Annotated in this window: 19 protein-coding genes; 1 reads left to right on the plus strand and 18 read right to left on the minus strand. The window is 70.9% G+C overall.

The window, feature by feature from the left end:
• Position 1: 1 nt before the first annotated feature.
• Positions 2 to 2,698 (plus strand): AAA family ATPase, encoded by a 2,697-nt coding sequence (locus ACGFIE_RS25245; protein ID WP_393298789.1) that lies wholly within the window; start codon positions 2 to 4, stop codon positions 2,696 to 2,698.
• A 69-nt stretch (positions 2,699 to 2,767) separates the two neighbouring features.
• Here the strand turns inward: ACGFIE_RS25245 and ACGFIE_RS25250 are convergent, their stop codons facing one another.
• The 18 genes from ACGFIE_RS25250 to ACGFIE_RS25335 form a co-directional block, all read right to left on the minus strand.
• On the minus strand, positions 2,768 to 3,403 hold the full coding sequence (locus ACGFIE_RS25250; RefSeq protein ID WP_393298792.1) for an SRPBCC family protein: 636 nt from the start codon (positions 3,401 to 3,403) through the stop codon (positions 2,768 to 2,770).
• Positions 3,400 to 3,882: an SRPBCC family protein gene (locus ACGFIE_RS25255; protein WP_393298795.1), complete on the minus strand. Its 483-nt coding sequence runs from the start codon at positions 3,880 to 3,882 to the stop codon at positions 3,400 to 3,402. Before ACGFIE_RS25255 ends, ACGFIE_RS25250 begins: the two co-directional genes overlap by 4 nt.
• A gap of 271 nt (positions 3,883 to 4,153) precedes the next feature.
• A complete protein-coding gene (locus ACGFIE_RS25260) occupies positions 4,154 to 5,260 on the minus strand; it encodes a hypothetical protein (RefSeq protein ID WP_393298798.1) in 1,107 nt (368 codons plus the stop codon).
• Positions 5,261 to 5,286: 26 nt separating this feature from the next.
• Positions 5,287 to 6,927: a condensation domain-containing protein gene (locus tag ACGFIE_RS25265; RefSeq protein WP_393298801.1), complete on the minus strand. Its 1,641-nt coding sequence runs from the start codon at positions 6,925 to 6,927 to the stop codon at positions 5,287 to 5,289.
• A gap of 41 nt (positions 6,928 to 6,968) precedes the next feature.
• Positions 6,969 to 8,210: a condensation domain-containing protein gene (locus ACGFIE_RS25270; RefSeq protein ID WP_393298804.1), complete on the minus strand. Its 1,242-nt coding sequence runs from the start codon at positions 8,208 to 8,210 to the stop codon at positions 6,969 to 6,971.
• A gap of 9 nt (positions 8,211 to 8,219) precedes the next feature.
• Positions 8,220 to 10,871, minus strand: a complete 2,652-nt coding sequence (locus ACGFIE_RS25275) for an amino acid adenylation domain-containing protein (RefSeq protein ID WP_393298807.1) — start codon at positions 10,869 to 10,871, stop codon at positions 8,220 to 8,222.
• A gap of 1 nt (position 10,872) precedes the next feature.
• Positions 10,873 to 11,943 carry a class I SAM-dependent methyltransferase gene (locus tag ACGFIE_RS25280; protein WP_393298810.1) on the minus strand — a complete coding sequence of 357 codons (1,071 nt, stop codon included), beginning with the start codon at positions 11,941 to 11,943 and terminating at the stop codon, positions 10,873 to 10,875.
• Complete coding sequence (locus tag ACGFIE_RS25285) at positions 11,940 to 12,899, minus strand: fatty acid desaturase family protein (RefSeq protein ID WP_393298813.1); 960 nt, start codon at positions 12,897 to 12,899, stop codon at positions 11,940 to 11,942. Before ACGFIE_RS25285 ends, ACGFIE_RS25280 begins: the two co-directional genes overlap by 4 nt.
• 46 nt (positions 12,900 to 12,945) lie before the next feature.
• Positions 12,946 to 13,161: an MbtH family protein gene (locus ACGFIE_RS25290; protein ID WP_393298816.1), complete on the minus strand. Its 216-nt coding sequence runs from the start codon at positions 13,159 to 13,161 to the stop codon at positions 12,946 to 12,948.
• A 138-nt stretch (positions 13,162 to 13,299) separates the two neighbouring features.
• Positions 13,300 to 14,775, minus strand: a complete 1,476-nt coding sequence (locus tag ACGFIE_RS25295; RefSeq protein ID WP_393298819.1) for an AMP-binding protein — start codon at positions 14,773 to 14,775, stop codon at positions 13,300 to 13,302.
• Positions 14,772 to 16,061, minus strand: a complete 1,290-nt coding sequence (locus ACGFIE_RS25300; RefSeq protein ID WP_393298822.1) for an MFS transporter — start codon at positions 16,059 to 16,061, stop codon at positions 14,772 to 14,774. The genes ACGFIE_RS25295 and ACGFIE_RS25300 overlap by 4 nt, the downstream gene beginning before the upstream one ends.
• Positions 15,991 to 17,232, minus strand: coding sequence for a cytochrome P450 (locus ACGFIE_RS25305; protein ID WP_393298825.1), 1,242 nt, complete (start codon positions 17,230 to 17,232; stop codon positions 15,991 to 15,993). Before ACGFIE_RS25305 ends, ACGFIE_RS25300 begins: the two co-directional genes overlap by 71 nt.
• A 105-nt stretch (positions 17,233 to 17,337) precedes the next feature.
• Positions 17,338 to 18,096: an aspartyl/asparaginyl beta-hydroxylase domain-containing protein gene (locus ACGFIE_RS25310; RefSeq protein ID WP_393298828.1), complete on the minus strand. Its 759-nt coding sequence runs from the start codon at positions 18,094 to 18,096 to the stop codon at positions 17,338 to 17,340.
• A gap of 46 nt (positions 18,097 to 18,142) precedes the next feature.
• Positions 18,143 to 21,328, minus strand: coding sequence for an amino acid adenylation domain-containing protein (locus tag ACGFIE_RS25315; RefSeq protein ID WP_393298831.1), 3,186 nt, complete (start codon positions 21,326 to 21,328; stop codon positions 18,143 to 18,145).
• 26 nt (positions 21,329 to 21,354) lie between these two features.
• The gene (locus ACGFIE_RS25320; RefSeq protein ID WP_393298835.1) at positions 21,355 to 23,646 is read right to left on the minus strand and encodes an amino acid adenylation domain-containing protein; all 2,292 of its coding nucleotides are present in this window, start codon (positions 23,644 to 23,646) and stop codon (positions 21,355 to 21,357) included.
• 107 nt (positions 23,647 to 23,753) lie between these two features.
• The gene (gene sbnB / locus ACGFIE_RS25325; protein ID WP_393298974.1) at positions 23,754 to 24,752 is read right to left on the minus strand and encodes a 2,3-diaminopropionate biosynthesis protein SbnB; all 999 of its coding nucleotides are present in this window, start codon (positions 24,750 to 24,752) and stop codon (positions 23,754 to 23,756) included.
• Between the two features lie 7 nt (positions 24,753 to 24,759).
• Positions 24,760 to 25,752: a 2,3-diaminopropionate biosynthesis protein SbnA gene (sbnA, locus tag ACGFIE_RS25330; protein ID WP_393298838.1), complete on the minus strand. Its 993-nt coding sequence runs from the start codon at positions 25,750 to 25,752 to the stop codon at positions 24,760 to 24,762.
• Positions 25,753 to 25,799: 47 nt separating this feature from the next.
• Positions 25,800 to 26,636, minus strand: a complete 837-nt coding sequence (locus ACGFIE_RS25335) for a thioesterase II family protein (protein ID WP_393298841.1) — start codon at positions 26,634 to 26,636, stop codon at positions 25,800 to 25,802.
• Between the last annotated feature and the right edge of the window lie 46 nt (positions 26,637 to 26,682).

Genomic DNA, 26,682 nt, shown 5'->3' on the forward strand with positions numbered 1-26,682 from the left:
GATGACAGACATCAGGTCGGGATTTTTCGTCGCTCGAGAGGCGGAGCTGGGCGAGATCGCCTCAGTGACGGCAGCCGCGGCGCGGGGCCGGGGCGGGGCGATGCTCGTTCTCGGTGATGCGGGGATCGGCAAGTCGACGCTCATCGGTGCGGCCGCTTCGCGGCTCGACGGATGGCGGGTGCTGCGGGCCGGTGGTGTCGAGTTCGAGAGCGAGCTGCCCTACTCGGCCCTGCACCAGTTGTGCGCGCCCGTGCTCGACCACCGCGCCGGGCTCCCCGTGCCGCAGCGGAGCGCGCTCGACGCGGTGTTCGGGCTGCAGGCCGGGGCCACGCCGACCCCGATGCTCGTCGGCCTGGCCGTTCTCGGCCTGCTGAGTGCCGTAGGCCGGCGCAGGCCGGTGTTCTGCGTGGTCGACGACGTGCAGTGGGTCGACGCCGGCTCGCGGCAGGTACTGGCCTTCGTCGCGGCACGCGTTGCGGCGGAGCGGGTCGCCATGGTGTTCGCTGGCCGTGACGCCGCCTCGGTGTCGGGGCTCGGTCGCCTGCCCGCCCTCACTCTCACCGGGCTCACCGATTCGGAATCCCTCACCCTGCTGCGGTATCGGGCACCATTCGGCCACGAGGCGGCGATCGTGCAACGGATCCTCGCCGAAGCGGCCGGCAACCCGCTCGCCCTGGTGGAGTTCGCCCGCGACGCCGGACCGTTCGGGCTACCCGGGGACGCCGGGCACCGCGCCGTGGAACACCGGTTCGTGAGTCGGTTCCTGCGGCTGCCGGCACCCACGCGCTCGGTTCTGGCGCTGGCCGCGGCGGAGCCGACAGGCGACCTCGTTCTGTTGCGCCGCGCGATGGCGATCCAGGGGCTGGACGCCGTGGACCTGGCCGCGGCCGAGGACAGCGGCCTGTTGGTGGCCGGCCCCCGGGTGCACTTCCGGCATCCGTTGGCGCGTTCCGCGGTGTACCTGTCGACTGGCGCCGGGGCGCGACGGCAGGCGCACGCGTCGCTCGCCGCCGGTACGGACGCCGACGTCGATCCCGACCGTCGCGCCTGGCACCAGGCGAACGCGATCACCGGCCCGGATGAGGAGACCGCGGCTGAGCTGGAGCGTTCGGCCGGACGAGCACAGCGCCGCGGCGGACTCGCTGCCGGGGCCGCGTTCCTCGAGCGCGCGGCCCGACTGACACCCGGCCGGTCGCGGCGGGTCCGCCGGTTGTTGTCCGCGGCCCGGGCGCGGTTGGGCTCGGGGGCACCATCTGCCGCCCGGGAGTTGGTGGACGAGGCCGAGCGTCTCCACCCGGACCCCGCCGACCGCCACGCCGCGCGGCTGCTGCGCGCCACGATCGACTATCACGTGACGCGCAGCATCCCGGCGACGATCGCGCTCATCGACGCGGCCGACGGCGTGGGGCCCGACGAGGTCCGCGAGACCTACCTGGAGGCGTTCGCGTCGCTCATGTTCAGCGTCGACGAGCCGGGGAGGTTACGGCGGCTCGCCCTGCACATCCAGGAACGGGTACCCCAGCGTCAGCCGCCACGTCCGGTCGACCTGCTGCTGCAGGCGTTGGTCGAGCAGCACCTTCGCCCGGTGGACGAGGCGATGCCCATGATGCGCCGTACGGTCGACGCCTTCCGGGACCACGCCCGCACGCCCGGAGCGGATCCGTGGTGGATGGAACGTGCCTGTGTGTTGAGCGTCGACATCGGTGACAGCGATGCCATGGAGCAGATCGCCGACCGTCAGGTGGAACTCGCCCGGGCGCAGGGGGCCTATGCGATCCTTCCCCACGCGTTGCGCTTCCAGGCGGTCGCCCGGACGATCGTGGGTCGCTTCGCCGACGCGCAGGTCTGCATCATCGAGGCGCGTGCGGTCGACGAGGCCGCCGGGACGTCGAACCTCGTCGGGTCCGACCTGATGCTTGCCGCCTGGAGCGGGGACGTCGAACGGTTCCGCGAGATCCGGGAGAAGCTGTGCGACTGGGTGGGGGTGAAACCCACCGCGCTGCACTACGCGATCGGCGTTCTGTGCAACGGCAGCGGCGACCATGAGGCCGCGATCGACGCGTTGCTGCTCGTACGGGACCAGCACCGACGCGGGGCGTACGCCGCCTCCGTCTTCCACCACGAGCTGGTCGAAGCCGCCGCGTACGTCGGACGTCCCGAAGAAGCCGAGGAATCGGCTGACTGGATCGGGGATGTCGCACGGGGCAACCCGAACGCGTGGACGACCGGTGCGCATCGACTGGCGAGTGCGCTGCTCGACCCGGGGCTCGGCGCGGAGGACCACTACCGTGCCGCGATCAGCCGGTTCGCCGGGAGCAGGATGCGAGTCCACTACGCGCGTGCCCGACTGCTCTACGGGCAGTGGCTGCGACGGGTCGGCCGTCGCGCCGAGGCGCGGATGGAGCTGCGCGCCGCGCACGAACTGCTCTCCACCATCGGCGCGCGCGGGTTCGCCGGCCGCGCCGCCCGCGAGCTGGATGCCATCGGCGAGCCGACCCTGGCCGGCGACGCCGATCCGCTCGCGGGGCTGACCGCCCGCGAACTACTCGTCGCCCGCAAGGTCGCCTCCGGCGCAGGCACCAAGGAAGTCGCCGCGCTGCTGTTCGTCAGCCCGCGAACGATCGACGCCCACCTGCGCAACCTCTACCGCAAACTGGGCATCACCTCACGCCGGCAGCTACGAGACCTACTCCGCTGACGGAGCCGGGCCGACCGAGCGACGAAAGGGCCCCGCCGGTACGAGACCCGCGGGGCCCGCTGGGTAACGTCAGCGCCGGGCCCGATCACACTCCCGTTCGGCACGCGTCTTCAGCTCCGTCAGCCACGTCTCCAGGCCCGCCCCGAGAGCCACGGTGGAGAAATCGACGTCCTGCTCCACCTGGTCACCGCGCCACGTCTCCTCGGTACGCACGAGAACCCGGCCGTCGATCTCGGTGAACGTCCACACGTGCACCCCCTCGTCGATGCGCAGTCCCGCTCCGATCGCCGGGCCGTCCCACCGAAGACACCTCTGGTGCTGTAGCTGCCGGACGGTGGACGTGACGACGAGGGTCGTGGCGGGATTCAGCGCGGTCTCGAGGACCGGTGTCGTCCACCGGAACGACGAACCGGGACGCAGTGGGCCACGATCGAGCCGCTTGCTGGACAAGACGGGCTTCTGCCACGACGGCCAGCGTTCCACGTCGGTCTGCAACTTCCAGACGGTCCGCAGCGGAGCGTCGATCGTCGTCTCCGTCCGATAGCGAATCTTCGCCGCGGTGTCGACAGTCCGTCCCGCACATCGCACCGTCGTGTGGTCGGCACCGACATCGCGCCTGACCCCGGCCCGAGCCGGCGCACCTGCGGTGCCCACGAGGCCGGCCACGACCACTGCCGTCGCGACGGCAAACACACGATTCTTCACGAGGTCACCGCCTCGGCGGTGCCCTTGAGTCGGTCCAGCCACATGGCGAGGGTCGTGTCGAGGCCCTCCTGGAACGGCCCAGGGTCGGCATCCACAGGCGGGCCCGCGAAGGACTCCTCGGTCGACACCTGCACACCGTCGCCGGCCGGAGTGAGCGTCCAGACGTGGACACCGAGGACCCCGTCCGGTCCGTCACCGTATCCCCGCCACACGAGGCGTTCCCGCGGCCGTACCTGAACGATCGTCGACTCGATCTCCATACCCGCGGCCGACCAGCGGAACACGGAGCCCGGGGCGAGCGGACCGGGTGTTTCCACGCGTGCGTACGGGATTTCTGGCAGCCAGGTCGTCCATGCGTCGATGTCGGTGAGAATCCGCCACACGGCTTCCGCCGACGCGGTCACCGTGACGCTGTGGCGGCTGACCACCGGGGCCGACACGTCAATGCCGGCTTCGTCGGTGTCCGTAATGTTCTCCATCGTGAAGCCTCTCTGCGGTCACTGACCATCGGATCGCCGGGCATGAGAGCGAGCCGCTAGATCCCCACCCGGCAGATGCGATCGTGCCAAGACGGCAACCGCTACACATCGGCAAGAATTACCTAGTTCGCGGTACGTGGGCCGGCCACGGTGAAGGTCCTTACCTCCGTGCCTGCTGCCGGCCTCAGCCCGACAGGTTTTTTCGTCGAGTCGCAGCGGTGCTGCTGGGAATCAGCTCGCGACGCTGTTCCGTCCACGCCGCCCGGTGCTGTCACTCGAGCGCGAGGTGCAGCTGGTCCAGCCCGCGGTAGGTGCGGTTGGTGCCCCAGCGGTGCGAGACGACCCGAGCCGCCGGGAAACGCTGGCCGAACACCCGCAATAGGGTGGCCGCCTGGATCCGCGCGAGCGCCGCGCCCATGCAGTAGTGCATCGCGTGGCCGAAGGCGAGATGGTCGACGCGGCGTTCACCCGTCACGTGCCCGGGCGGGCGCGCCGGGCACTCCGGCGGTGTGAAGGCGTCCTTCCCCGTCAACGACACCAGCACCAGACTTCCCGCAGGCATCGGGCAGCCACCCACCTCGACGTCGGCGACCGCCGTCCGGGCGACGTGCCCCAACGGGGGGTACAGGGCCAGCACCCGTTCGACCACGGCTTCCGTCTCGCCGGCGTTGTCCGGATCGGCGACCAACTCGGTGAGACCGTTGCCGATGACGTACCAGAGTGAGACCGACATCAGCGACGCGGTCGTCTCGAGACCGCCGAACAACAGCATCGAGCAGGTGGCGAGCTTCTCCCGCCAGCCGCCGGCGACCAGCCCCCAGATGCCGTCGTCGTCGTTGCTGTACTCCAGGGCCTGGCGCATCTCGCGCAGCGCTTCCTGGGCTCGTCGGGCGTTTCCCTGGCGGTACGAGGCGGCCAGGAAGCTGGCCAGTGACCGGGACCAGCCGTGCAGCCTGACCGGGTCGGCATCCCGCAGGCCGAGCATCCGCGCCAGCGTCCGTGCCGAGACCACGTTGGCCAACCCGGTCACCGCGTCGCCGGTCGGATCCTCGGCGAACTCCTCGACGGCGCGGACCACGAGCGTGCCGATCTCATCGGCGAGCCGGCGGATCCGCCCGGGCGAGAAGAGCCGCTGGACCTCCCGCCGGGCCGACAGGTGCTCGTCACCGTCCCGCAGCACGAACCAGCGGCCGAGCGTGTCGAGCAGTTCCGCATACTCGGTGCGCGCCTCCGCCGGCAGGTAGAAGCCGTTCTCCGCCGTACGCGACGACAGTGCCGGGTAGCCCAGGGCGGCCAGCGCCGCGTCAGGGTCGGCCACCATCCACGAGTCCAGCTCCGGATAGTGGCGGACCCCTGGGACGGCCGGGTGGTCCCGCATCGCGTTCTCCACTTGTCCCGGCACGTCTAGGCCAACTCACTCAGGGGGCGCTCCGGCTCCCGGGTCGCCCGGTCGAGCAGCCGCACCAGCCCGGTCGCCAATCGCTCGGCGGTGTCCCGGTCGAACAGGTCCGTCGCGTACTCCAGGGTTCCTCGGACTCCTCGCGGTCCGGTGCCCTCGTCCGGCACGTCGTCGAGGTAGAGCGCCAGGTCGAACTTCGCCACCGTGGTCGGCACCATGGTCGCGCGGCCGGTCAGCCCGGGCACCTCGAACGGGTCGAGGCGTTGGCCCCCGTACGCGATCACCACCTGGAACAGCGGGTGCTGGCCGGAGGCGCGCTTCGGGTTGAGTGCCTCGACGACCTTGTCGAACGGGCTGTCCTGGTGTGCGTAGGCCTCCAGGTCCGTGGCCTGTACCCGGGCCAGCAGCTCCCGGAACGACGGGTCCCCGCCCGTGTCGGTGCGTAGCACCAGCATGTTCACGAACAGGCCGACCAGATCGTGCACGGCCGCGTCGTCGCGACCCGCCACAGGTGTGCCCAGCACGATGTCGGAGCCCGCGCCGCACCCGGACAACAGCGCGGCGAGGGCGGCCCGCACCACCATGAACACGGTGGTCTCCGTCAGCCGCGCCAGAGCGACGACTCGCTGGTGCAGCTCCCCGTTGATGTCGACCTCGACGCCGGCGCCGCGGTAGCTTGGCGACGACGGACGCGGCCGGTCGGTCGGTAGCTCCAGCTGGGCGGGGACCCCCTCCAGCCGGCGGCGCCAGTACGCCAGCTGAGTCGCGAGAGGGTCGGCTGGGTTGCGGGCGTCCCCGAGCCACCGGCGCTGCCACACCGTGAAGTCGGCGTACTGCACGGGCAGCGGCTCCCAGTCCGGCGCCGCACCGGCCGCACGGGCCGCGTAGGCGCGCTCCAGGTCCCGCAGCAAGGGGCGGATGGACCAGCCGTCCGCAGCGATGTGGTGCACGACGATCAGCAGGACGTGCTCGTCGGGGGCGTCCACGGCGGTGAACAGGTAGGCCCGGGCAGGCAGTTCCGTGGTGATCGAGAAGGTCTCCTGCGCTGCCTCGTGCGCGACCGCGTCCAGCTCCGACCGCAGGCAGGTGCCACCGCCCAGCGGCGGTCGCGCCGCAGCCGGGTCGCGCACGTCCTGAAACGCCTCGCCGGACACCTCCGGGAAGACCGTTCGCAGTGCCTCGTGCCGGGTGAGCACGTCCCACCAGGCCAGCTGGAGGGCCGCCCGGTCCACCACACCGTGCAGCTGCACCGACACCGGTAGGTGGTAGGTCGGGCTGGGGCCCCAGAGGTGGGCGAGAAACCACAGGCCCTGCTGCCCGTACGCCAGGGGAACGTGGTCGGGCCGCGCGACGGGCTCGATGGCCGGCCGTTCGGACCTGCCGGCCGGTGCGGCGGCGAGTGCCGCTGCCATGCTGCGGGGGGTCGGCGACCGGAAGATGGCCCGGATGTTCAGCTCGACGCCCAGCTCCGCGCGCACCAGACCGGTCAGCCGCATGGCGTCCAGGGAATCGCCGTCCAGGTCGAACATGTCGTCGTCGGGACCGACCTCGGGCATGCCCAGGACTGCGGCCACCAGGCGGCAGAGGATCCCTTCCAGTTCCTCGGCGGTCCGGTCTGACACGACGTGCGGTGTCTTGGCACCCATCGGCACTTCCTTGCTTGTCGGGACGACGGACATCGGAGGACTCACCGTCCACCCAGCACACGGTCGAGACCAGCGCGGAAGCTGTCCACGCAGATCGCTGCCTGATCCTGGGTAAAGGCATCACGTGAGGCGCGGAGGATGCCGCGCACGTTGCCGACGGCGCCCCAGCCGAACTCCCACATCGCCGGGAAGACCGCCCACTGTGGGGGCGTTGGGATCGTCTCCGTCCGCAACCCCGGGAGACGCAGCCGCGGCGCCTCGGTGTCGATGTTGACCGCGTGCAGGAACGGCGGTGCCGAACCGGGCCGCCGCCGGAAACCCGCGGCCTTGAGAATCCGGGAGTAGGGCACGTCCTTGTGAGCGAGAGCCGCGTCCATCGACCGGGCGTGCGCCTGGGCCAGTTCCACGCCGGTCGACGCACCGTCCCAGGCGGTGTGCACCGGCAGGGTGTTCAGCAGCGGTCCCATCGTCTCCTGCTGCGCACGGGTGTCGCGCAGCACGGCGGGGACGCCGAGCGTGGACGCCCGCGCGCCCTCGTCGCCGACGGCGATGCTGACCGCAGCGAAGAGTACCGCCGCCGGAGACACACGTGCCTCGCGCGCCGTGCTCCGGATGCGGCGGGTGTCGTCGGCGCCGAAGCCCAGGTCGAGGGCAAGCAACGTGCAGTGCTCCTCGTCAGGCACTGGCTCAGTTCTGGGGTACGGCGTCGGGCGTGCGTCGCCAAGGAACTGGCGCCAGAACCCGGCGTCCCAGGTGCGGGAGCGCTCCTCCTCGGCATGGTCGAAGAAGTCCGGTGCGGGCGGCGGCTCGGCGGCCGGCGCAGCGCCGCGCAGCGCGGCGTACGTACGGCCCACCTCGTCGACGAGCAGCCCGAACGACCAGCTGTCGCCGGCCACGTGGTGCACCGACAGGGCGAAATAGCTCTCGGCCTCCGCCACCTGGGCGAGCAGTGCGCGCAGGGGCACGCCCACCGCCACGTCGATCGGTGTGGCCCACAGCCGCGCGAGGGCGGTGAGGGCCTCCGCCCGGCTGTTGTACGTGATCGTCTGCAGCAGCGGCGCGGGATCCGGCACCGGAAACGCGGAGCCACTGTCGTACCGTGCGCACAGCACCCGATGGCGGCGCACCACCTGCAGCAGCGCCCGATCCAGCAACTGCACGTCGACTTCGCCGACGATCCTGACGGCCCACGGCATGTTGTAGATCGGTCGGCCGACGATGGCCTCGTGGCTCAACATCGACAGCTGCATGTCCGAGAGGGGGCGGGCGGTGGGGGTGAGCACGGGCCCCGCCTAGTCGGCCGCGGCGGAGGGGATGGCGGCCGCCCACGCGCCGAACGTGCCGGCCTGCAAGCAGCTCTGCGGCGACACCCTGGCACCAGTGGTGTCGCGGAGCCGGGCGGTGATCCGCAGCGCGGTCAGCGAGTGCCCGCCGAGAGCGATGAAGTCGTCGTCGTCGCCCACGGCGTCGACGCCCAGCGCCGCCCGCCAGATCTCGCGTAGCTGCTCCTGCCACCCGAGCCCCACCCTCCGGGCGGCCGGCGCGGGCGTCGGCGCCGGTAGGTCATGGCGCGACACCTTGCCGTTGGGCAGCCGCGGCAGCTCCTCCAGGAAAAGCACCTGTTCCGGTCGCATCGCCGGCGGGAGCAGGCCTGCGAGGTACTCGTGGACGGCCCGCGCGGTCAGCACCGGCTGCGCCGCGGGCCGGGGCGGGGCGCCGGGTTCGCCGGTTAGCGCAGCGGGAGCCCTCCCGCTCGGCGCGGCCCCCGCCGGCCGAGTCGCGTAGACGTACGTGACGTCCGCGTCGGCACCCACGCTCCAGTCGCTCACCTCGTTCACGGTGAACCCCGCGTCGCGCAGGATCGTCCGGATCGCCGGACCGACCGTGCTGCTGCTCTCGACCTCCAGACACACCTGCCGGACCATGGGCCAGTGGTCCGGCCGGAGGCCACGCAGGACGCTGAGCTCCGCACCCTCAGTGTTGATCTTCAGCAGGTCGACCCGGGTGATGCCGAGCCGGTCCAGCAGCGTGGAAAGGTCGGTAGTAGTCACCTGGTGCGATGTGCTGGCTAGACGATCCTCCGCCGCGCGCAGCAGCGCCGACCGTTCGTCGTCGCTCAGCTCCGCACCCGCTACCGCCGTGTTGCGGTAGTGCGACTGCACCAGGGCGGTGGCCTCCGCGGCACGGGCCCCCAGCCCGGACAGGTAGGTGAGTTCCGGGAAGGACGTCAGTTCCTCGGTGCCGACCCGGTCTGTCACCGCCGTCGCCACCACCTCCGCGTCCACCCCGTTCAGCTCCAGATTGAGCCTCAGGTAGGGCAGCACGTCCGGGTTGGGCTCGATCGACACGAGCCGGACCCCCTCGGCCTGTCGGTGCGCCCAGAGCGAGAAGAGGCCGATGTTGGCGCCGACGTCGACGACGACCGCCGCGTCGCCGAACCGTACGTCGAAGCGCCCGTACTCGTCCTCTTCGAAGATCTGCCGGTGCAGGAAGAGCGCCTCGTCGGCCGACGGCGCCACGAGGCTCAGCCCGTCGGGTAGCGTCATGCGGCTCATGCCGTCGACGACTGGTGCGTGCGCCCGCTTCGCGGCGACGTAGGCGATCAGCCGCTTGCCGCCCTCGTCGTCCGGCACCGCGACCACGGCGGCGTCGTGCACCATCGAATGCCGGCGTAGTGTCGCGCTCACCTCGCCGGGCTCGACCCGGACACCGCGGACCTTGACCTGGTCGTCGCTGCGGCCGCAGAACTCCAGATACCCCTCGGCGGCGCGGCGTACCAGGTCACCGGTGCGGTAGAGCCGCCCGCCCGGCGGCCCGAACGGGTCGGCGACGAACCGCTGCCGGGTCTGCTGCACGTCGTCGAGGTACCCGGCGCCAACCGGGACACCGCCGATCCACAGCTCACCGGTCTGACCGTCGGGGACCGGCGTCATGTCCTCTGCTAGGACGTGTAGCTCAGCGCCCGCGACCGGCCGGCCGATCGGGGCGATGTCGCCCTCGTACGGCTCGCTGGCATCCCAGAAGGTGACGCTTACCGACGTCTCCGTCGGACCGTACTGGTTGAAGAGCGCACAGTCGGGCAGGCGCTTACGCAGCCGCCGGATCAGCACCATGTCCAGCGCCTCGCCGCCGCAGAACACGCGACGCAACCGCGTGCAGTACTCGAGATCGGGCTCCTCGACCACGTACCGCAGCATCGACGGCACGAAGTGCGCGGTGGTGATGTCCGTGCGCTCGATGAGGTCGACCAGACCCCGGCTGTCGAACTGCAGTCCGGGCGGCGCGATGACCAGCGTGCCGCCGGCGATCAGCGGGCCGAAGATCTCGTGCAGGGAGGCGTCGAACGCGATCGACGCCTTGTGCAGCACCCGGTCCGACTCGTCCAGCCGGTACTGCTCCTGCCCCCACCGCAGACGGTTGCACAGCCCGCCGTGCTGCAACACGACACCCTTTGGCCGGCCGGTCGAGCCGGACGTGAAGAGGATCAGGGCTGGCTGCCGCGCGCTGGCCTCCTCGGGCCACGGCGATCCGTGGACCGGCCCGGCCAGCTCGGTCGCCGGCGCGGTGACATCGATCCACGGCTGTGGCCGGCGCAACTCGTCGGCGTGCCGGCAGGTCGGCCCGCGCAGCACGACCCGCGGGTCCGCGGCGGCGAGGATCTGCTCCGTCCGCTCGGCTGGATACTCGGGATCCATCGGCACCGCGACCGCGCCGACCAGCAGGCTCGCGAGCAGCGAGGTGACGTAGTCGGCCGAGCGGGGGAAGTACAAGCCGACGTGGTCGCCGGGCCGCACCCCGAGCTGGATCAGCCGCCCCGCGGTCCGGTCGACCTCCCGCCACAGCTCGCCGTAGCTCAGCTCGCCGTCCGCGCTGACGATTGCCGTGACCGAGGGATCATCCGACCCGCGACCGTGGACCAGCCCTGGCAGGAACGATGCTCGCACCTCACACCGCCTTGTCCGCGACCGCGACGATGGCCACCCGGGGAACCTCCGCCACGAAGCGGCCGTCGGCCCGGTGGACCACTGGCGAACTCATCCCCTCCGGCCGGTGCGGCAGCCGTGCCAGGTAGTCCTCGTGATCGAAGCACTCCTCCAACAGCCGCCAGGAGTCGGCGGGGCCGAGCCGGTCGAACAGCGTCGAGATGCCGTACATGTCGGCCACGTAGTCGCACATGCGTTGGCGGGCTTCTGCCTCGGTGTCGGCCCGCACGACGAGCGGGTCGTACACGTCGAGGACCTCCACCGGGCTGCCCGCCGCGGCGAACAGCTCGTGGAGCTCCTCGCGCGAGAAGTGCGGGTAGTCGTGCCCGGCCGTCGAGTGGTGGTGCACCACCCGACCGAAGAACCGCGCCATCGGGCTCGCCTCGTCGAAGTCGTGCAGCACCACCCGTCCCTGCGGACGGGTCACCCGCAACGCCTCGCGCACAGCCGTCGGACGCTCGGCGGGGGAGATGTGGTGGGTGCCGTACGCAAGCAGCGTCGCGTCCACCGACCCGTCGCGCAGAAAGAGGAAGTCGGCCGCCTGGCGGACGGCCGGCAGCCCGTGCGCGAGCGCCTGCGCCACCATCTCACCGCTGATGTCACCGGTCAGCAGGCTCAGCCGGGCTGCCGACGCGGGGTCCTGCTGGCGGAGCGCGCGGGCGAGGGTGCCGTCCCCACCCAGCACGTCCAGTATCACGGTGCCGGGCTCGGCGTCGGTGGCCCCGCACAGGTGCAGCAGCTGCCGGGCGCCGCTCCACCGTACCGACGCGTCGCGCTGCGCCCGCCGGTAAGAGTCGCCCCGCCCGGTGGCGTCGGTGTCGAACTCCGTGGTGGTGGCCACCAGCGCGGCGAGCGCGCTGTCGGTACCCTCCCGCTCGAAGTCCAGCGCCGCGCGCAGCGGCGGCTGGGATGCTTCGACGTGGGCGAGGTACCCGCCCAGCGTCTGCTCGGGCAGATAGGGGCTGCACCAGCGACCGTCGACGACGGACGTCGCGACAAGCGGGGCGTTGAGCATCGTCGGCGTGCCTTTCACGAGATTTCGTCCAGCCGCCTGCGCGATGGCCGGCGCGAGTTCGCGACGACCTCACGCAGGACCTGGCGGTAGAAGGACCAGTAACTGTGGTCCACGTACTTGCCGAGCAGCCGAACCTCACCGTGCCGCTCGGGCAGGCGGTTGATCGGTACGGTCATCGCCGCGTGGTGCTCGACGTGCAGGTTGTTGCCGTTGGTGTACCAGGTGGTGAACCGGCTTCCGCTGATCGAGCGGGTGTTGCGCAGCACGTCGGTGGTGTCGTTGTCGCACCGTACGTGCTCGGGCAGCTCCACCAGAAAATGCAGGGGGATCGCCACGAGCAACAGCGGCGCAAGCCACAACTGGACGACGAGCATCCCGTAACCGGCGAGCGCGGCGACGCCCGCGGCGAGCACCAGCAGCGAGATAAGTCGATACTCGACCATGCTGTCGCGCCGGATCCGCTCCGACGACTGACCGTCGTCGTACCGCCAGGTGCCGCGCCAGCTGCGATAGCACTGCACCGCCACGGACAGCAGCCGCCTGAAGTCGAACAGGCCGCCCAGCAGCGTCCGTACCGTTAGCGGCTGCCGGGTGTCGAAGCCGAAGAACTCCGAATCCCGGTCGGTGCCCAGGAAACGGTGGTGCTGCAGGTGGCGCACCCGGTAGTGGCTGTAGGAGACCAGTAGCGGCAGACCCAGGAGCACGCCGACCGGTCGGTGCCGGCCGGGCGCCACGAAGGCCGAGTGGTGCAGGCACTGGTGCTGCAACTCCACCAGGTGGGTGTAGAGCGCGCCGAGCAGCACGATGCCCGTGACGAGCCCGATCGTCGTGGCGGTGACCACCAGCGCGACGCCGATCACGCCGAGCATGGCGGCGATGGCCAGCTTGCCGACGAACGCCGCCTGGTCACGTCGGTCAACCCGGCACCGCTGAAATATCTGGTGTGGCGCCACGGTCCATTTCGAGGCGGACATCCGGTCATCCCCCGTATCGGTCGTCATCGCCGCGTGGCTTGCTCACTCAGACGGTGGTGGCGCTGCGAGCCACGACGCTTGCCGGACGCAGGTCGGTCCAGTGCTGCTCGACGTACGCGAGGCAGGCGCCGCGTGACGTCGGCCCGGACACGGTCCGCCAGCCGGCCGGGACCGGTTTGGCGTCCGGCCACAGCGAGTGCTGGCCCTCGCCGTTGACGAGTACGAGAAAGGTGCCGCCCTCGTCGTCGAACGGATTCGCCATGTCGGTGGCCTCCATGCACGGGGGGTGGTAGTGGCGTGTCGCGCGGACGGGCCGGCCGATGCCGGCGTGCCACGAGCGTAGGTACCGGGGTCGCCCTCCGGCGGCAGCTCTGCCGGTAGCCTGGCGGCAGTTGCCCCGTCACAACCTGCCGCAGGCCAGCCGGTCGACCTTGCCGTTGGCGTTCAGCGGGAGGTCGGTGCGGTGTACGAAGCGTCGGGGGACCATGTGGGCGGGCAGGTGGGCCCGGAGCTGCGCCCGCAGCTCCGCCGGGGTGCGCTCGGCGCCGGTGTAGACGGCCACGAGGCGGTCCGCGTCGCCGACGAGGACGACCGCGTCGTCGACCCCGCAGCGGGTACGCAGGGCGGCCTCGATCTCACCGGGCTCGATCCGCTGCCCCAGCACCTTCACCTGTTGGTCCAGCCGGCCGAGATGGACGAGTTGTCCCTGTTCGTCGCCGACCCGGTCACCGGTGCGGTACCAGGCGTCCGGGCCGGGGGTGGCGGTCGGCAGACCGGTGCGCGGGTCGAGGAAGTGCCCGGCGTCGTCGGCGGGGTCGAGGTAACCCGCGAATCGCTGCGGACCGCGCACCTGCAGTTCCCCGGTCTCCGATTCGAGACGGTGTTCGAGGTGGGGGTGGATCCGGCCGATGGGCACCGTGCCGTTGGACGTCACCGGCCAGCTGCCGCGGTCGGGCGGCAGCCGGTAGGTGGTCACTGTGACCGTCAGTTCGGTCGGCCCGTACAGGTTCTCCACAGTGCTGTTAACGGCGGCGTCCGCCCAGGCGGCCGCGTGGTCGAGGGTGAGCTGCTCGCCGGCGAACAGGCTCCACCGCAGGCTGGGCATGCTGCCCGGGATGAGGGTACCCGCGGACCGGGCCATCGAGATGATGGAGGGCACCGAGTACCAGTGGGTCAGGGCGCGATCCGCCACGTACGTCACCGGGTCCAGCAGCTCCTCGCGGGTCGGCACCACGAGGGTGGCGCCGCCGGCCCAGGCCACGAACATGTCGAACACCGACGGGTCGAAGGTGAGCCCGAAGGTCTGCGACAGCCGGCAGCCCGGCCGCACGTCGTACCGGTCGACGTGCAGGCGTACGAACTCGGCGGCGTTGCGGTGGCGGATCGGCACCCCTTTCGGGACTCCGGTGGAACCCGAGGTGAACAGGATGTAGGCGACGTCGTCCGGGCAGGCGTCGGTCGGGGGCTCGGCAGGGTCGGCGGCGTCAACGTCTTCCGGACCCAGGACAGGGATGCCAGCCGCCGATGCGAACGCGACGTCCGCCTCCATGTCGGCGAGGACGACGTCCAACCCGCCGCGCTCGGCCAGCATCCGGTTCCGCCCGGCCGGATACTCCGGGTTCAGCGGGACCACCGTGCCGCCGGCCCGTAGCACGCCCAGATATCCGGCGTAGGCCAGCGGCGTCCGCGAGGCCAGCAGACCGACCCGTGGCCGCGGCGTCAGCTCCCGCAACCGTCGGGCCACACCCGCCGCGGTGGCGGAGAGCTCCCGGTAGCTGAAGCTGTTCGGGCCGACGGCCAGGGCGGTCGCGTCCGGTACGCGGACCGCGGTCTCGGCGAACCACTGGTACAGGGTGGGGACGGCGTCGGCCGTCACGCCGACTCCGCAGGCATGTCCCGCATCCGCCGGAGCGGCGAGAAGACCACGAACAGGGCCGCGCTCCAGGTGCCCAGCACGCACACCCAGAGCGCGCCGCGCAGCCCGATCTGGGTACCGAGGACACCACCGAACAACGCACCCAGCGGGATCACCCCGAGGCACACCCACATGAACGAGGCGTTGACGCGGCCGAGGATCCGGTCCGGCGTGATGTGCTGCTGATAGGAGGTCGCGGCGACGTTGTACAGCACCACGTTGGCGGAGAACGCGGCGAGGCCGAGACCGTAGAGCAGCACCCCCCAGCCCGGCTGGGCCAGCGGCATGAGCAGGTAGAGCGGACCGGGGGCGGCCATCGCGACCCAGATGATGCGAGCGCTGCCGATCGATTTGGACAGCCGGGTGGCCAGCGCGCCCATCAATAGTCCGCCCATCGCGCTGATCGAGAAGACCAGACCGACCAGATACGGCGACGCGTGCAGCTCACGCAGCATGAACGTAACCTCAATTGACCCCGAAGCCATCACGAAGAAGTTCGAGGTGGTGGTGCAGGCCAAGATCTTCCGCAGGATCGGCTGGCTGCGGATGAAGGCCAGGCCCTCGGTGAGCTGGACGCGCAACGGAGCCTTGTCCTCCTCGTCGGATCCGGTTGCCCCAGCGGCGGCCGACGGGTAGCGGATCATCATCAACGTGATCATGCTGATGAGGTACGCGAGGGCATTGCCGAAGAAGGTGCGTACCGACCCCAGCAGCCCGATCAACGCGCCACCGATGCTCGGACCGATCAGCTCGGCGAAGTCCTGGCTCATCGTCAGCTTCGCGTTGCCCTCGATCAGCTGGTGCTTGGCCACCAGGCGGGGCAGGGCGCTCTTGTACGCCACGTTGAACAGCACGGTGAGCAGACCGGACACTCCGACGACGAGGTACAGGTACCAGAGGGTGAGGTGCCAGGCGAACGCCACCAGCGGCAACGAGACGATCAGCAGCAGCCGTCCAAAATCGCAGGCGATCATGAGCCGCCGCTGGTCGAGGCGGTCGGCGATGACGCCCGCGGGCAGCGAGAAGACCAGGTACGGCAACCAGGCGAGAGTGGTGAGCAGCGATACCTGGAAGACAGTGGCCTGCAGGGTGCCGGCGGCGAGCACCGGCAGCGCGACGCTCGACACCCGCGAACCCAGCTCGCCGGCAGTCTGGCCGAGCCAGAGGTAGAGGAAGTTACGGCTGCGCCACAGCGGCGCGGGCTCGGCCTTCGGCGTCTCGACTGCGCTGGCTACCTGCTGTGTCACCTGATCCCACCTGTTCCGAGGAATGGAGCTGCACGCGTACGTGCTTGTATCCGTTGATCACCGTCGACGACAGCTGCGTGGGCCTGTCGAGCAGGGTCGCCGCCGAAACCCGGCGGCACAACTCATCGAGGAACACGCTGAGCTCGAGCGTGGCCAGCGCAGCACCGAGACAATAATGGGGTCCCGCGCCGAGACCGAGGTGCGGGTTGGCGGTCCGGGTGATGTCGAACCGGTCCGGGTCGGCGAACGTCCGTTCGTCGCGGTTCGCCGAGGCGTGCCACACCACCACGTCCTGGCCGGCCAGGATCGTCCGGTCGCGGAGCTGCACGTCGCGTACGGCGCGGCGCAGCACGTGCCGGCTGGGCGAGACGAAGCGCAGCACCTCCGCGACGGCCGAGCCGAGCAGCCTCCGGTCCTCGCGCAACTGCTGCCACTGGTCGGGAAACTCGACGAACGCCAGCAGCGCACCCACCGCGCCGTGCCGGGTGGTCTCGTTGCCGCCGAGCATGACCACGTCGAAGAAGAGCATGGCGTCCTCTTCGCTGAGGTGCCCGGCGCGTTCGGCCTCCACCAGCCGGCTGACAATATCCTCGCGCGGCGCCTCGCGACGCTGCCGCATCAGGTCCTGGCAGTACAGCAGCAGTTGGGCGTGTGCCTGCGCGGCGGTCGCCCGCGCGCTGGGCGAGGTCTGGAAGTCCTGGTCCGCCGAGCCGAACGCGGCACCGGTCAATCGCAGCAGCAGACCCCAGTCCTCCTGCGGCACACCCATCAACGCCGCGATCGAGGCGACCGGCAGCATCGCCACGACGTCGACGAAGTTGCACTCGCCGTCGGCGATCGCCCCGTCCAACGCGTCACTGATCACCGAGCGCAGGTACGGCTCGAGGGACGCCACCGCGCGCGGCGTGAACGAGCGGCTCACCAGCTGCCGCAGCTCCGTGTGCCGGGGTGGGTCGGTGTGGGTGAGCATCCGCCCCGACCCCTCGTCACCGTGCCAGCGGTGCGGTCCGAGAACGTTGGTGGCCGCCGAGCTGAACGACGTTGGATCCTTCTGCACGCGCAGGTAATCCTCGTAACGGGTGACCGACCAGAAGCCCGGTTCCACGCCGTCCGCGTTCCAGTGCACCGGGTCATGGTCACGCAACTGTTTGAACAGACGGTGAAATCCCATGGTGACGAACGACTGTGGATCGGCTAGATCGACCCGGTCGAGCGCGGCCCTGACGGACGCGGAGAACGGCACGGTGACCCCTCGGAACCTTGGTAGTGGACAGCCTCAGCTGATTGCCATCAGCTTCTGGATCTCGGTCATCAGCACGGTGAGCGCCGCCCGCTCCGGCAGCGTGGTGTCCGGGTGCCAGAGGTCGGCCAGCAGACAGGTACGCGGAGCGCCGTCACCGTTCCACGCCTCGTGCTCGAAGGAGTAGTCGAAGAGCAGGCACCTGCCCTCCGTCCAACCGCGCGTCTCGTCGGCCACGCGGATGCCGGCGCCGGCCGGGATGTCAACCGCCAGGTGCAGATTGATGCTGAAGTTCCACAGGTCGCAGTGCGGCTTGATGCGAGCGCCGGGTAGCAGCGTGGAGAAGTGCGACTCCAGCAACGGGCAGATGACACCGTTGTCGACCGCGTTCTCCTTCAGCACCCGGTAGGCGGTCGGTGCCACTGCCTCCGACGTGGACACCAGCGCGCCCTCCCGGTACAGGTACAACGCCTGCCAGTTCTGCTGCCGCACCAGGTAGTGCTCGTAGGCCGAGAAGCTGTTCCGACTCCGGTCCCAGGCCTCGTCCTGCTCGGACTTGATCTGGGCGTGGTTGTCCTCCAGCGCCGTGACGAGCGGGAGCAGTTCCGCGTAGGCGTACGGGTCGTGCCATGGCTGCTGCGGGATCCCGGGCAGGATCCACTTGGCTGCCTGCTGCAGCGGATGCCGCTGGTCGCTGCGGCGTTTCGGCTCCAACATCTCCTCGACTCGGGCCAGCGAATCGGCACCGTGCTCGGCCTTGACGGCCGCGAAGTAGTCGTCGATCTCCGGCGTCACAGCGTTCCCCTCTCCGTTGGTCCGCTCACCTGTCCCCGCCCGACCGTCACGCCCGACGCACCAGTTGAGGACGCGCGGCGACGGCCGACGCCTCACCCTCGAGGCTGGCGACAACACCCGCGACGGTCGGATTCTCGAAGAGCTTGAGCAGGTTGACCTCCGCGCCGAGCACCGACCTGATCCGGTTGACCAGCCTCGTGGCCAGCAGCGAGTGCCCACCCAGCTCGAAGAAGTTGGCGTCGAGGGACACGGCGTCCACCTTGAGGATCTCGGCGAACAGGGCGGCCACGTCCTTCTCCCGCTGGGTCACCGGGGCCCGGCCGCTGGCATGCGCGCCGTAGTTGGGCGCCGGTAGTGCGCGACGCTCCAGTTTGGCATTGCGGTTCAGCGGCAACGCGTCGAGCGTCACGAACGCCGCCGGGATCATGAAGTCCGGCAGCGTGGCGGCCAGACCGGCCCGCAGGTCGGCGTCGTCGACGCTGCGACCCTTCACCGGCACGACGTACGCCACCAGCCGCTTGTCGCCGGGCGCGTCCTCTCGCACGATCACGGCGGCCTCCGACACCGCCGGGTGGGCCCCCAACAACGCCTGGATCTCGCCCAGCTCGATCCGGAAGCCGCGCAGCTTGACCTGCTCGTCGGCGCGTCCGGCGAACTGAAGGAAGCCGTTCCTCCTCCAGCGCCCGAGGTCACCGCTGCGGTACATGCGCTCGCCGGGAGCACCGAACGGGTTCGCCACGAACCGCTCGGCGGTCATCGCCGCTCGACCCAGGTAGCCGCGGCCGAGGTTCGCGCCGGCGAGGTATATCTCGCCGAGTACACCCGGCGGTACCTGATTGAGGTGCTCGTCGAGTACGTACACCTGGGTGTTGTACACCGGTCGGCCGATACTCGTCGTGTCGTGCTCCGACAGCGCGCACCCGGAGGCCTCCACGCAGAACTCGCTCGGCCCGTAGTAGTTGTAGACGGTCGTCCGCGGCATCGCCCGCAGCTCGTGCCAGAGCGCCTCACCGACCGCCTCACCGCCCAGCATCAGCGTCTTCGGCGCGGAGTCGCCCGCGAGCACCCCCTCGGTGAGCAGTTGCTGCCCGAAGCTCGGCGTCACGTCGAGCTGCCCGATCCGATGGGTGAGCACGTAGTCGACCATGCGTGCCGGATCGCGTCGGGTGAGCTCGTCGAGCAGGTGCAGTTCGTGGCCGGCGATCATGGCCAACACGCCTTCCCACGATGTGTCGAACGACAGCGACGCCGACAGCGCCACCCGCAGCCGATGCGCCGGGGTCGCCGGCGGGGGGAAGGTGACGTCCGAGTGGAACGACAACAGGTTCGTCAGCGCCCGGTGCAGGACGGTCACACCCTTTGGCTGCCCAGTCGACCCCGAGGTGTAGATGACGTAGGCGGCGTTGTCCATGCCCAGCGGCCGGGTGCGGTCCGCGTCGGTCGGGTTGCGCTCCGGCTCGTCCGCGCACAGGTGTTCGGTGACGAGCGTCGGCAGCGGCGTGTCCGTGCCGAGGCCGGCCACGATCTCCTCGGTCGTCACGAGCGCCGCGGGCGTCGCGTCGGCCAGGATCGCGCGAATCCGCTCGGTCGGGTACTGGGGGTCGATGGGGGTGTACACGCCGCCCGCCTTTCCGACCGCGAACCACGCCACCACGGCCTCGGCGGTGCGCGGTAGCGCCACGGCGACGGGGACGTCGGCGCCGACCCCGACGGCGATCAGACGGTGGGCGAGCCGGTTCACCCAGGCGTTGAGGTCGGCGAAGGAGAGCACAGTGTCCCCGGCGACCAGCGCGGTCACGTCCGGCGTGCGGGCGGCGCGGTCCTCGAAGATCGTCGTCACGGTCCTGTCGGGCAGTTCCCGCGCGGTGTCCTGCCACGTCCGCAGCAGCTCACGCTCGGCCGGGGTGAGGATGTCCACCGCCGACAGCGCGACGTCCGGCTCCGCCACGAGCGCGCCCCCGATTGTCACCAGCCGTTCGGCGAGACCGGCGGCGGTTTCCACGTCGAACAGGTCCACCGCGTACTCGAGCGTCCCGCGCAGGCCGCCCGGCGTACCGTCGGGCGCGGCGATTTCCCGCACCACGACCGACAGGTCGAACCGCGCCACGTCGTTGTTGAGCAGGTCGACCCGGGTGTCGAGGCCATGGAGGGGCAGCTCCAGGTCCCCGGCGTGCAATTCCAGACCAACCTGGAACAGCGGGTGCCGGGCCCGGGACCGGGCGGGGTTCACGTGCTCGACCAGGCGCTCGAACGGCAGGTCCTGGTGCTCGTAGGCCGCCAGGCTCGTCCGCCGGACCCGCTGCATCAGCTCCCGAAAGGTGGGGTCGTCCGAGACGTCCGTGCGGAGCACGAGCGTGTTGATGAACAGCCCGACCATGTCGGCCATCGCCGTGTCGGTACGACCGGCGATGGCGGTGCCGATCGGGATGTCCGTGCCGGCGCCCAGCCGCGACAGCATCGCCGCGACCGTGGCCTGGAGGACCATGAAGAGCGTGGACCGGGTCTGGCGGGCGATGTCCAGCAGACCGGCGTGCAGCGCCGGCGGGATCTCGAAGTCGATCTCCTGGCCCCGGTTGCTGGCCACTTGCGGCCGGCTGCGGTCGAACGGCAGGGCGAGCTCCTCAGGCAACCCCGCGAGCTCGTCGCGCCAGAAGCGCAGCTGGCGGCTGACCACGCTGTCCGCGTCGTCCTCGCTGCCCAGCAGCTCCCGCTGCCAGACGGTGTAGTCCGAGTACTGCACCGGCAGCGGATCCCAGCCGGGATCGCCACCGGTCGCCCGGGCGTTGTACGCGGTGGCCAGGTCGCGCAGCAGCGGGGTCATCGACCACCCGTCGCAGATCGCGTGGTGCAGCACCAGCACGAGGATGTGCTCGTCGGCGGACACCCGCAGCAGCGACATCCGCAACGGCGTGTCGGATCCGAGGTCGAACGGGCGCCGTGACAGGTCCCGTACCGTCGACTCGACGTCGTCGGCGTCGCAGGGCGACACCGGCAGCGCGACCTCGACCTGCTCCGGGGGGAGCACGCGCTGGAACGGCTCCCCGTCGGTCTCACCGAACGTCGTGCGCAGGCTCTCGTGCCGGCCGGTCAAGTCGTGCAGTGCCCGGTGGAGCGCGGCGACGTCCAGAGTGCCGCGCATCGTCACCACGAGCGGCACGTTGTAGGCCGCGCTCGGCCCCTCCAGCATGTTGAAGAACCACAACCGCTGCTGCGCAAACGACAACGGGAACACCTGTGCACCTCCAGTACGAAGACCGCTCATGACGCTCGGCGGGTCAGTCTCGGGCGGGTGGCTGCGGCGGTCGGCTGGCGGGCCAGCGAGGCCGCCAGCCCGGCCACGGTCGGGTTGTCCATCACCTGCGTCAGCTCGACCTCGATGCCCAGAGTCGACCGCAACTCGCTCCACAGGCGCATGGCGAGCAGCGAGTGACCGCCGAGGGCGAAGAAGTCGTCGTCGATCGACACCGTGGTCAGGCCGAGGACCGCAGCGAACACCCCCGCGACGGACCGCTCCAGTTCGGTGCGCGGCGGCCGTCCACCGGCAATGGCCGCCGCGCAGTCGACCGGTTCGAGCTGCGCGAGTGCGGCCCGGTCGACCTTCTGGTTGCGTGTGAGCGGCATCGCCTCCACCTGCCGGTACCCGGTGGGCACCATGTACTCGGGCAACTTGGTGAGCAACACCGCGCGCAGGCTCGCACCGTCGAGCTTCTCGTGTCCGGTGACGTAGGCGGCGAGCACCGGACCGGTGCCGGCGCGCTGACGCAGCACCACGACGGCCTCTTGCACACCGGCGACCGTGCGGAGCTGACCCTCGACCTCGGCGAGTTCCACACGGAACCCGCGGATCTTGACCTGGTCGTCGGTCCTGCCAAGATAGTCCAGGAGCCCGTCCGTCCGCCGACATGCGATATCCCCGGTCCGGTACAGCCGCTCCCCGTCGATCCCGCGACGGCCGAACGCCTCGGCGGTGAGCTCCGGCCGGTTGAGGTAGCCGCTGCTGAGGCCGTCGCCGCCGACGTACAGCTCGCCGGGAACGCCGAGGGGCTGGGGGTGGCCGTCGTGGTCGAGCACCCAGGCCGTCGAGTTCGCGATCGGCCGGCCGATGGGCACGCGTCCGGCCTGCGCGCCGGTGATCCGGTGGGTCAGGGAGAAGGTGGTGTTCTCGGTCGGGCCGTACCCGTTGACGAACGTCGCGTCCGGGCACGCTCGCTCGGCCCGGGTGACGTGCCCCGGTGAGAGCGCCTCGCCGCCGACGATCACCTGGCAGCCGGAGAACACCGACGGATCCTGCTCGACCAGCTGGTTGAACAGCGACGACGTGAGCCACATCGTGTTGACCCCGTGCCGGGTCATCGCCGCGCGCAGACGCGCTGCCTCGAACAACGCACCGTCCGGTACGAGCACGAGTGCCCCACCATTCAGCAACGCGCCCCAGAACTCGAACGTCGTCGCGTCGAAGGCGATCGCGCCGGTCTGCAGGATCCGGGTGGCGGGGGAGAGGTCCACGAAGTCGGTCCCGCGCACCAGCCGTACGACGGCGCGGTGGTTGACGAGCACACCCTTCGGCTGCCCGGTCGTACCGGACGTGTACATCACGTACGCGTCGTCCTCCGGCGCGGTGGCGAGCGCCGGCAGGACGTCGTGGTCGACCGGCTGACCGGGACGCGTGACGTCGAGGACGGGAACGGGCGCGGTCGTCGACCCGTCGTCGACGAGCAGCGCGACGGCGCCGCTGTCGGCCAGGACGAAGTCCCGTCGAGCCGGAGGCAGCCCGGCGTCCACCGGCACGTAGGCGGCACCGAGGCGGAGGATCGCCAGGACCGCGACGAGGAGCTCGGGTCGGCGGTCCAGCAGGAACGCGATCCGGTCGCCGGTGCCGAGACCACGGGCGGCCAGCGTGCCCGCCAGCGCCTCCGCACGGTCGGCGAGCTGCCGGTAGGTCAGAACGCCGTCGTCCACGACGACCGCTGGCTGGTCCGGGCTGGCCGCGACCTGCGCGGCGAACAGCTGGTACACCGATGCCTCACGCGGGTACGGCCGCCCGGTGGCGTTGAAGTGACGCCACTCGACGTACTCGGCGTCGGTGAGCATGCGCAGGTCGCCGAGTACGGCGGCGGTGTCGTCGTCGAGCTGCCCGAGCAGGGTGGCCAGGTGACCGAGCAGCTGGTCGCCGGCAGCGGCGTCGTGCACGTGCTCGTGCAGGTCAACGTGCACCACGACGCCATCCGGCGTCGCCTCGGCCGACACCACCAGGTCCGCGCCGCCCCGCCCGTCGGCCGGGCCGCCCACCACGCAGGTCACCGCCGGCGCCTCGGCGAGCGGCTCGGCCGGCGTTGCGAGCGCCGCGAGGAACCCGGCCACCTCACCGCGGTGCCGCCGCACCGTGGCGTCGGACGGCATCGCGCAGCGGAACGCCACCACGGCCTCCGACGGCCAGTCGGCCTGTCGCACACCGACCCGGAAGGCGACGCTGTCGGCGTACCTGCGGGCCGCGAGGAGCACCGCCGACAGCAGCAGCTCGTCGAGGTTCGCCGGACGCACCGCCGGCACGCGCGTCGAGCGTCGCAACGTCGGGCAGGGGCCGGTCAGCGAACACGGCCGGCCCGACGGCAGCGCCGAGGGAATGTCGTCGGGCGCAAGGGGCACTGCCGCACCGGTCACCATCGTGTCGTCTCCCCGAAGAAGTCGGCAACCTTCAGGAGTCGTTCTGCGGTCTCGGCCCGGGTGTACAGCAGGTGTCCGACCGCGAGGTCCAGAACGCCGAGCCCGAAGGGCGAGAAGACCGTCGGCATCGTCGGGTCGGTGTGGACCTCGCCCCGCAGGACCTGCGCCAGGGTGCCGGTGACGAACGTACGCCCGCCGGTGAGCTGCTCGGCCAGGTGCGGCGAGGTGTCCGCCTTCATGCAGTGCTCGACGTCGTCGAACACGTTGTTCGCGGTGAGTAGCAGCTCCGGAGCAAGGTCCCGCAGCGAGACGTTGAGGACCAACTGGTCCGGATGGAAGACGTGGTCGGCGGCGACGTGCGGACGCAGCGCGGTGGTGGCGAACACCACCAGGTCGCACTCGAGGGCCTCGCCGGCGTCGGTGGTGCGGGCCGCCGGCGCCCACCCGGCCGCGAGGTGCGCCGCCAGCGCTTCCGCCGACGCCGCGTCGATGTCGTGGCAGCGGACGTCCTTCGGCGCGATGCCGGCGTGCGGGAGATAGCGGCAGATGGTGCGGGCGATGACGCCACCACCGACGATGCCGACGCTCTCCGGCGGTCGCACGGCCAGGGTGGCGGCGGCGAGCGCGGCGGAGGCCGCGGTACGTGCCGCGCTGACGCCGGCCGCCTCCAGGACGGCGAACGGGTACCCCGTCCCGTAGTCGTTGAGGACGATCACGGCGGACGCCCTGGGGATGCCGGTGGCAACGTTGGCCGGAAAGCTGGAGATCCACTTGATGCCCGCGACGTTTACGTCACCACCCAGGTAGGCCGGCAACGCGATGATCCGGGAATCCGGCTTTTCCGGGAAGCGGAGGAAGTAGCTGTCCGGATTGAGGCTGTCGCCCGCGTCATGCGTCAGGTACGCGCGCCGTACGCAGTCGATGATCTCGGTCTCCCGGCCGGCGAGCAGTTCGACGATCTGCCCGCCACCGAGGACGGCGAAGTCCCGCATGGTCACCTCACACCCGTACCGAATCGTGGACGCGGGTTGGCCGGTCCTGGGTCAGCGCCGCCGGGCCCAACCGCTCCGCCACCCAGGCGTCGTCGTAGATCGTGTCCAGGTAGCCGTCGCCCATGTCCGGAGAGATCACCAGGACCCGGGAACCCGCCGGGATCTCGTTACGCATGGCCGCGACGGCGGCCAGCGCGCTGCCCGACGAGCCGCCCAGCAGCAGACCGTAGCGCCGGGCCACGCGGCGGCACATCCGTACGGTGTCCACCTCCTGGACAGCGGTCTTCCGGAACGAGCCGTCGTCGGCGAACAGTTCCGGGGCACGGCTCGCCCCGATGCCGGGGATCCACCGTCGGGCGGGTGCGCCCCCGAATGTCACCGAGCCGACCGCGTCGACCGCCACCACGGTCGTCGGCAGGCCCTGTTCGCGTACGCCCTGCACGCAGCCCATCAGCGTGCCGCAGGTGCCGGTCCCGACGAAGAGCCAGTCGGGCGTGCCGAACCCGGTCACGATCTCCGTCATGGTGTGGACGCGGTGAGCTGCCGGGTTCGCCGGGTTGGCGTACTGGTTGAGCCAGAGCAGGTGTGGCTCGGTGGCGACCCGTGCCCGGATGTAGTCGATCCGGGTCTGCAGGTAGCCCCCAGCGCGGTCGCGACGGTCCACCACGACGACCGTCGCGCCCAGCGCCCGGATGTGGCGCAGGGTGCGTGCGTTGGCATTCGGGTCGGTCACCAGGGTGATGCGGTACCCCTTGGCGGCGCAGATGACGGCGAGCGCGAGCCCCAGGTTGCCCGAGGTCGACTCGATCAGTTCCACGTCGGGCGACACGAGCCCCTGCGCCTCGGCGCTGGCGATCATCTTCCGAGCCGTCTTGATCTTGATCGAGCCGGCCGGGTTGAGGCCCTCCAGCTTCAGGAACGTGCCGAATGGCGGCAGGAATCCTGGCAGTTCGAGGAAATGGTCACCCGACCCCAGGTCGTACACCCGGCTAGCGATCAACTGCCCCTCCAGCGCACGGGGCCGGTTCGTCCGCCCACGCCGGTACGCTAGCCATCCGGATCTGCCCCGTTCGGCACTCGCGCCGGCAGTGTTGCGGCAGTTGCCGCGACCGGCTCCGGCGGGGGAAACGCCGCTGAGATCTCGGCCGCGACAGGCTCCACGTTCGCCTCGTCCAGCAGGTAGAAATGCCCGCCGGGAAACAGTCGCTGACGCACCCCGTACGGTGCGCGGGTCGCCCAAGCCCGCAGTTGAGCCATGGTCACCAGCGAGTCCTGCCGGCCGCCGAGCACCGTCAGCGGCACGGGGATCCGTTTGCCGTCGTTCTGGATCGCCAGACGGCGCGCGACGGTCAGGTCGCACCGCAGCAGGTCCAGTAGGTAGGCGCGGATCACAGGGTCGGCCAACAGCTCAGCCGGCGTGCCGCCACCGACGCGCAGGAGGTCCAGCAGCTCGCCCTCGGTCCAGGTGGGCGGTGCGAGGTCGCCCGCCGACAGACACCCCGGATGCCCGCTGACCACCAGACCCGCGCAGACGTCACGGTCGGCCAGCACCATCGCGGTCGCGAAGGCCGCGCCCATACTGTGACCGAACAGGACGGTCGGCAAGGGCGGGTAACCGCGTAGCTCGTGCAGCACGGCGTCGACCGCCCCGCCGGGATCCACGCGTAGCTGCGCGGTGCCCTCCGCGATCCGCCGCTCCCGGCCGGGCAGCGTCACGCCGACCACGTCGATGCCTGCCGGCAGGCGCCGCAACAGGCGCATCAGTGACGTCGGCCCGGACGCCGAGTGCGCTATCGCCACCAGCCGCCCGTACGCCGACGTCGACGCCGGCCGCAGCACCGCCGTCCACACCCGCTCGCCCATGATCAGCTCCCGTCGCCGCACCAGGGATGCTAGGACAGCGACACCCGGGGGAGGGGCAGACGGCTCG

It is taken from the genome of Micromonospora sp. NPDC049275, from assembly GCF_043197115.1.
GTDB lineage: Bacteria > Actinomycetota > Actinomycetes > Mycobacteriales > Micromonosporaceae > Micromonospora.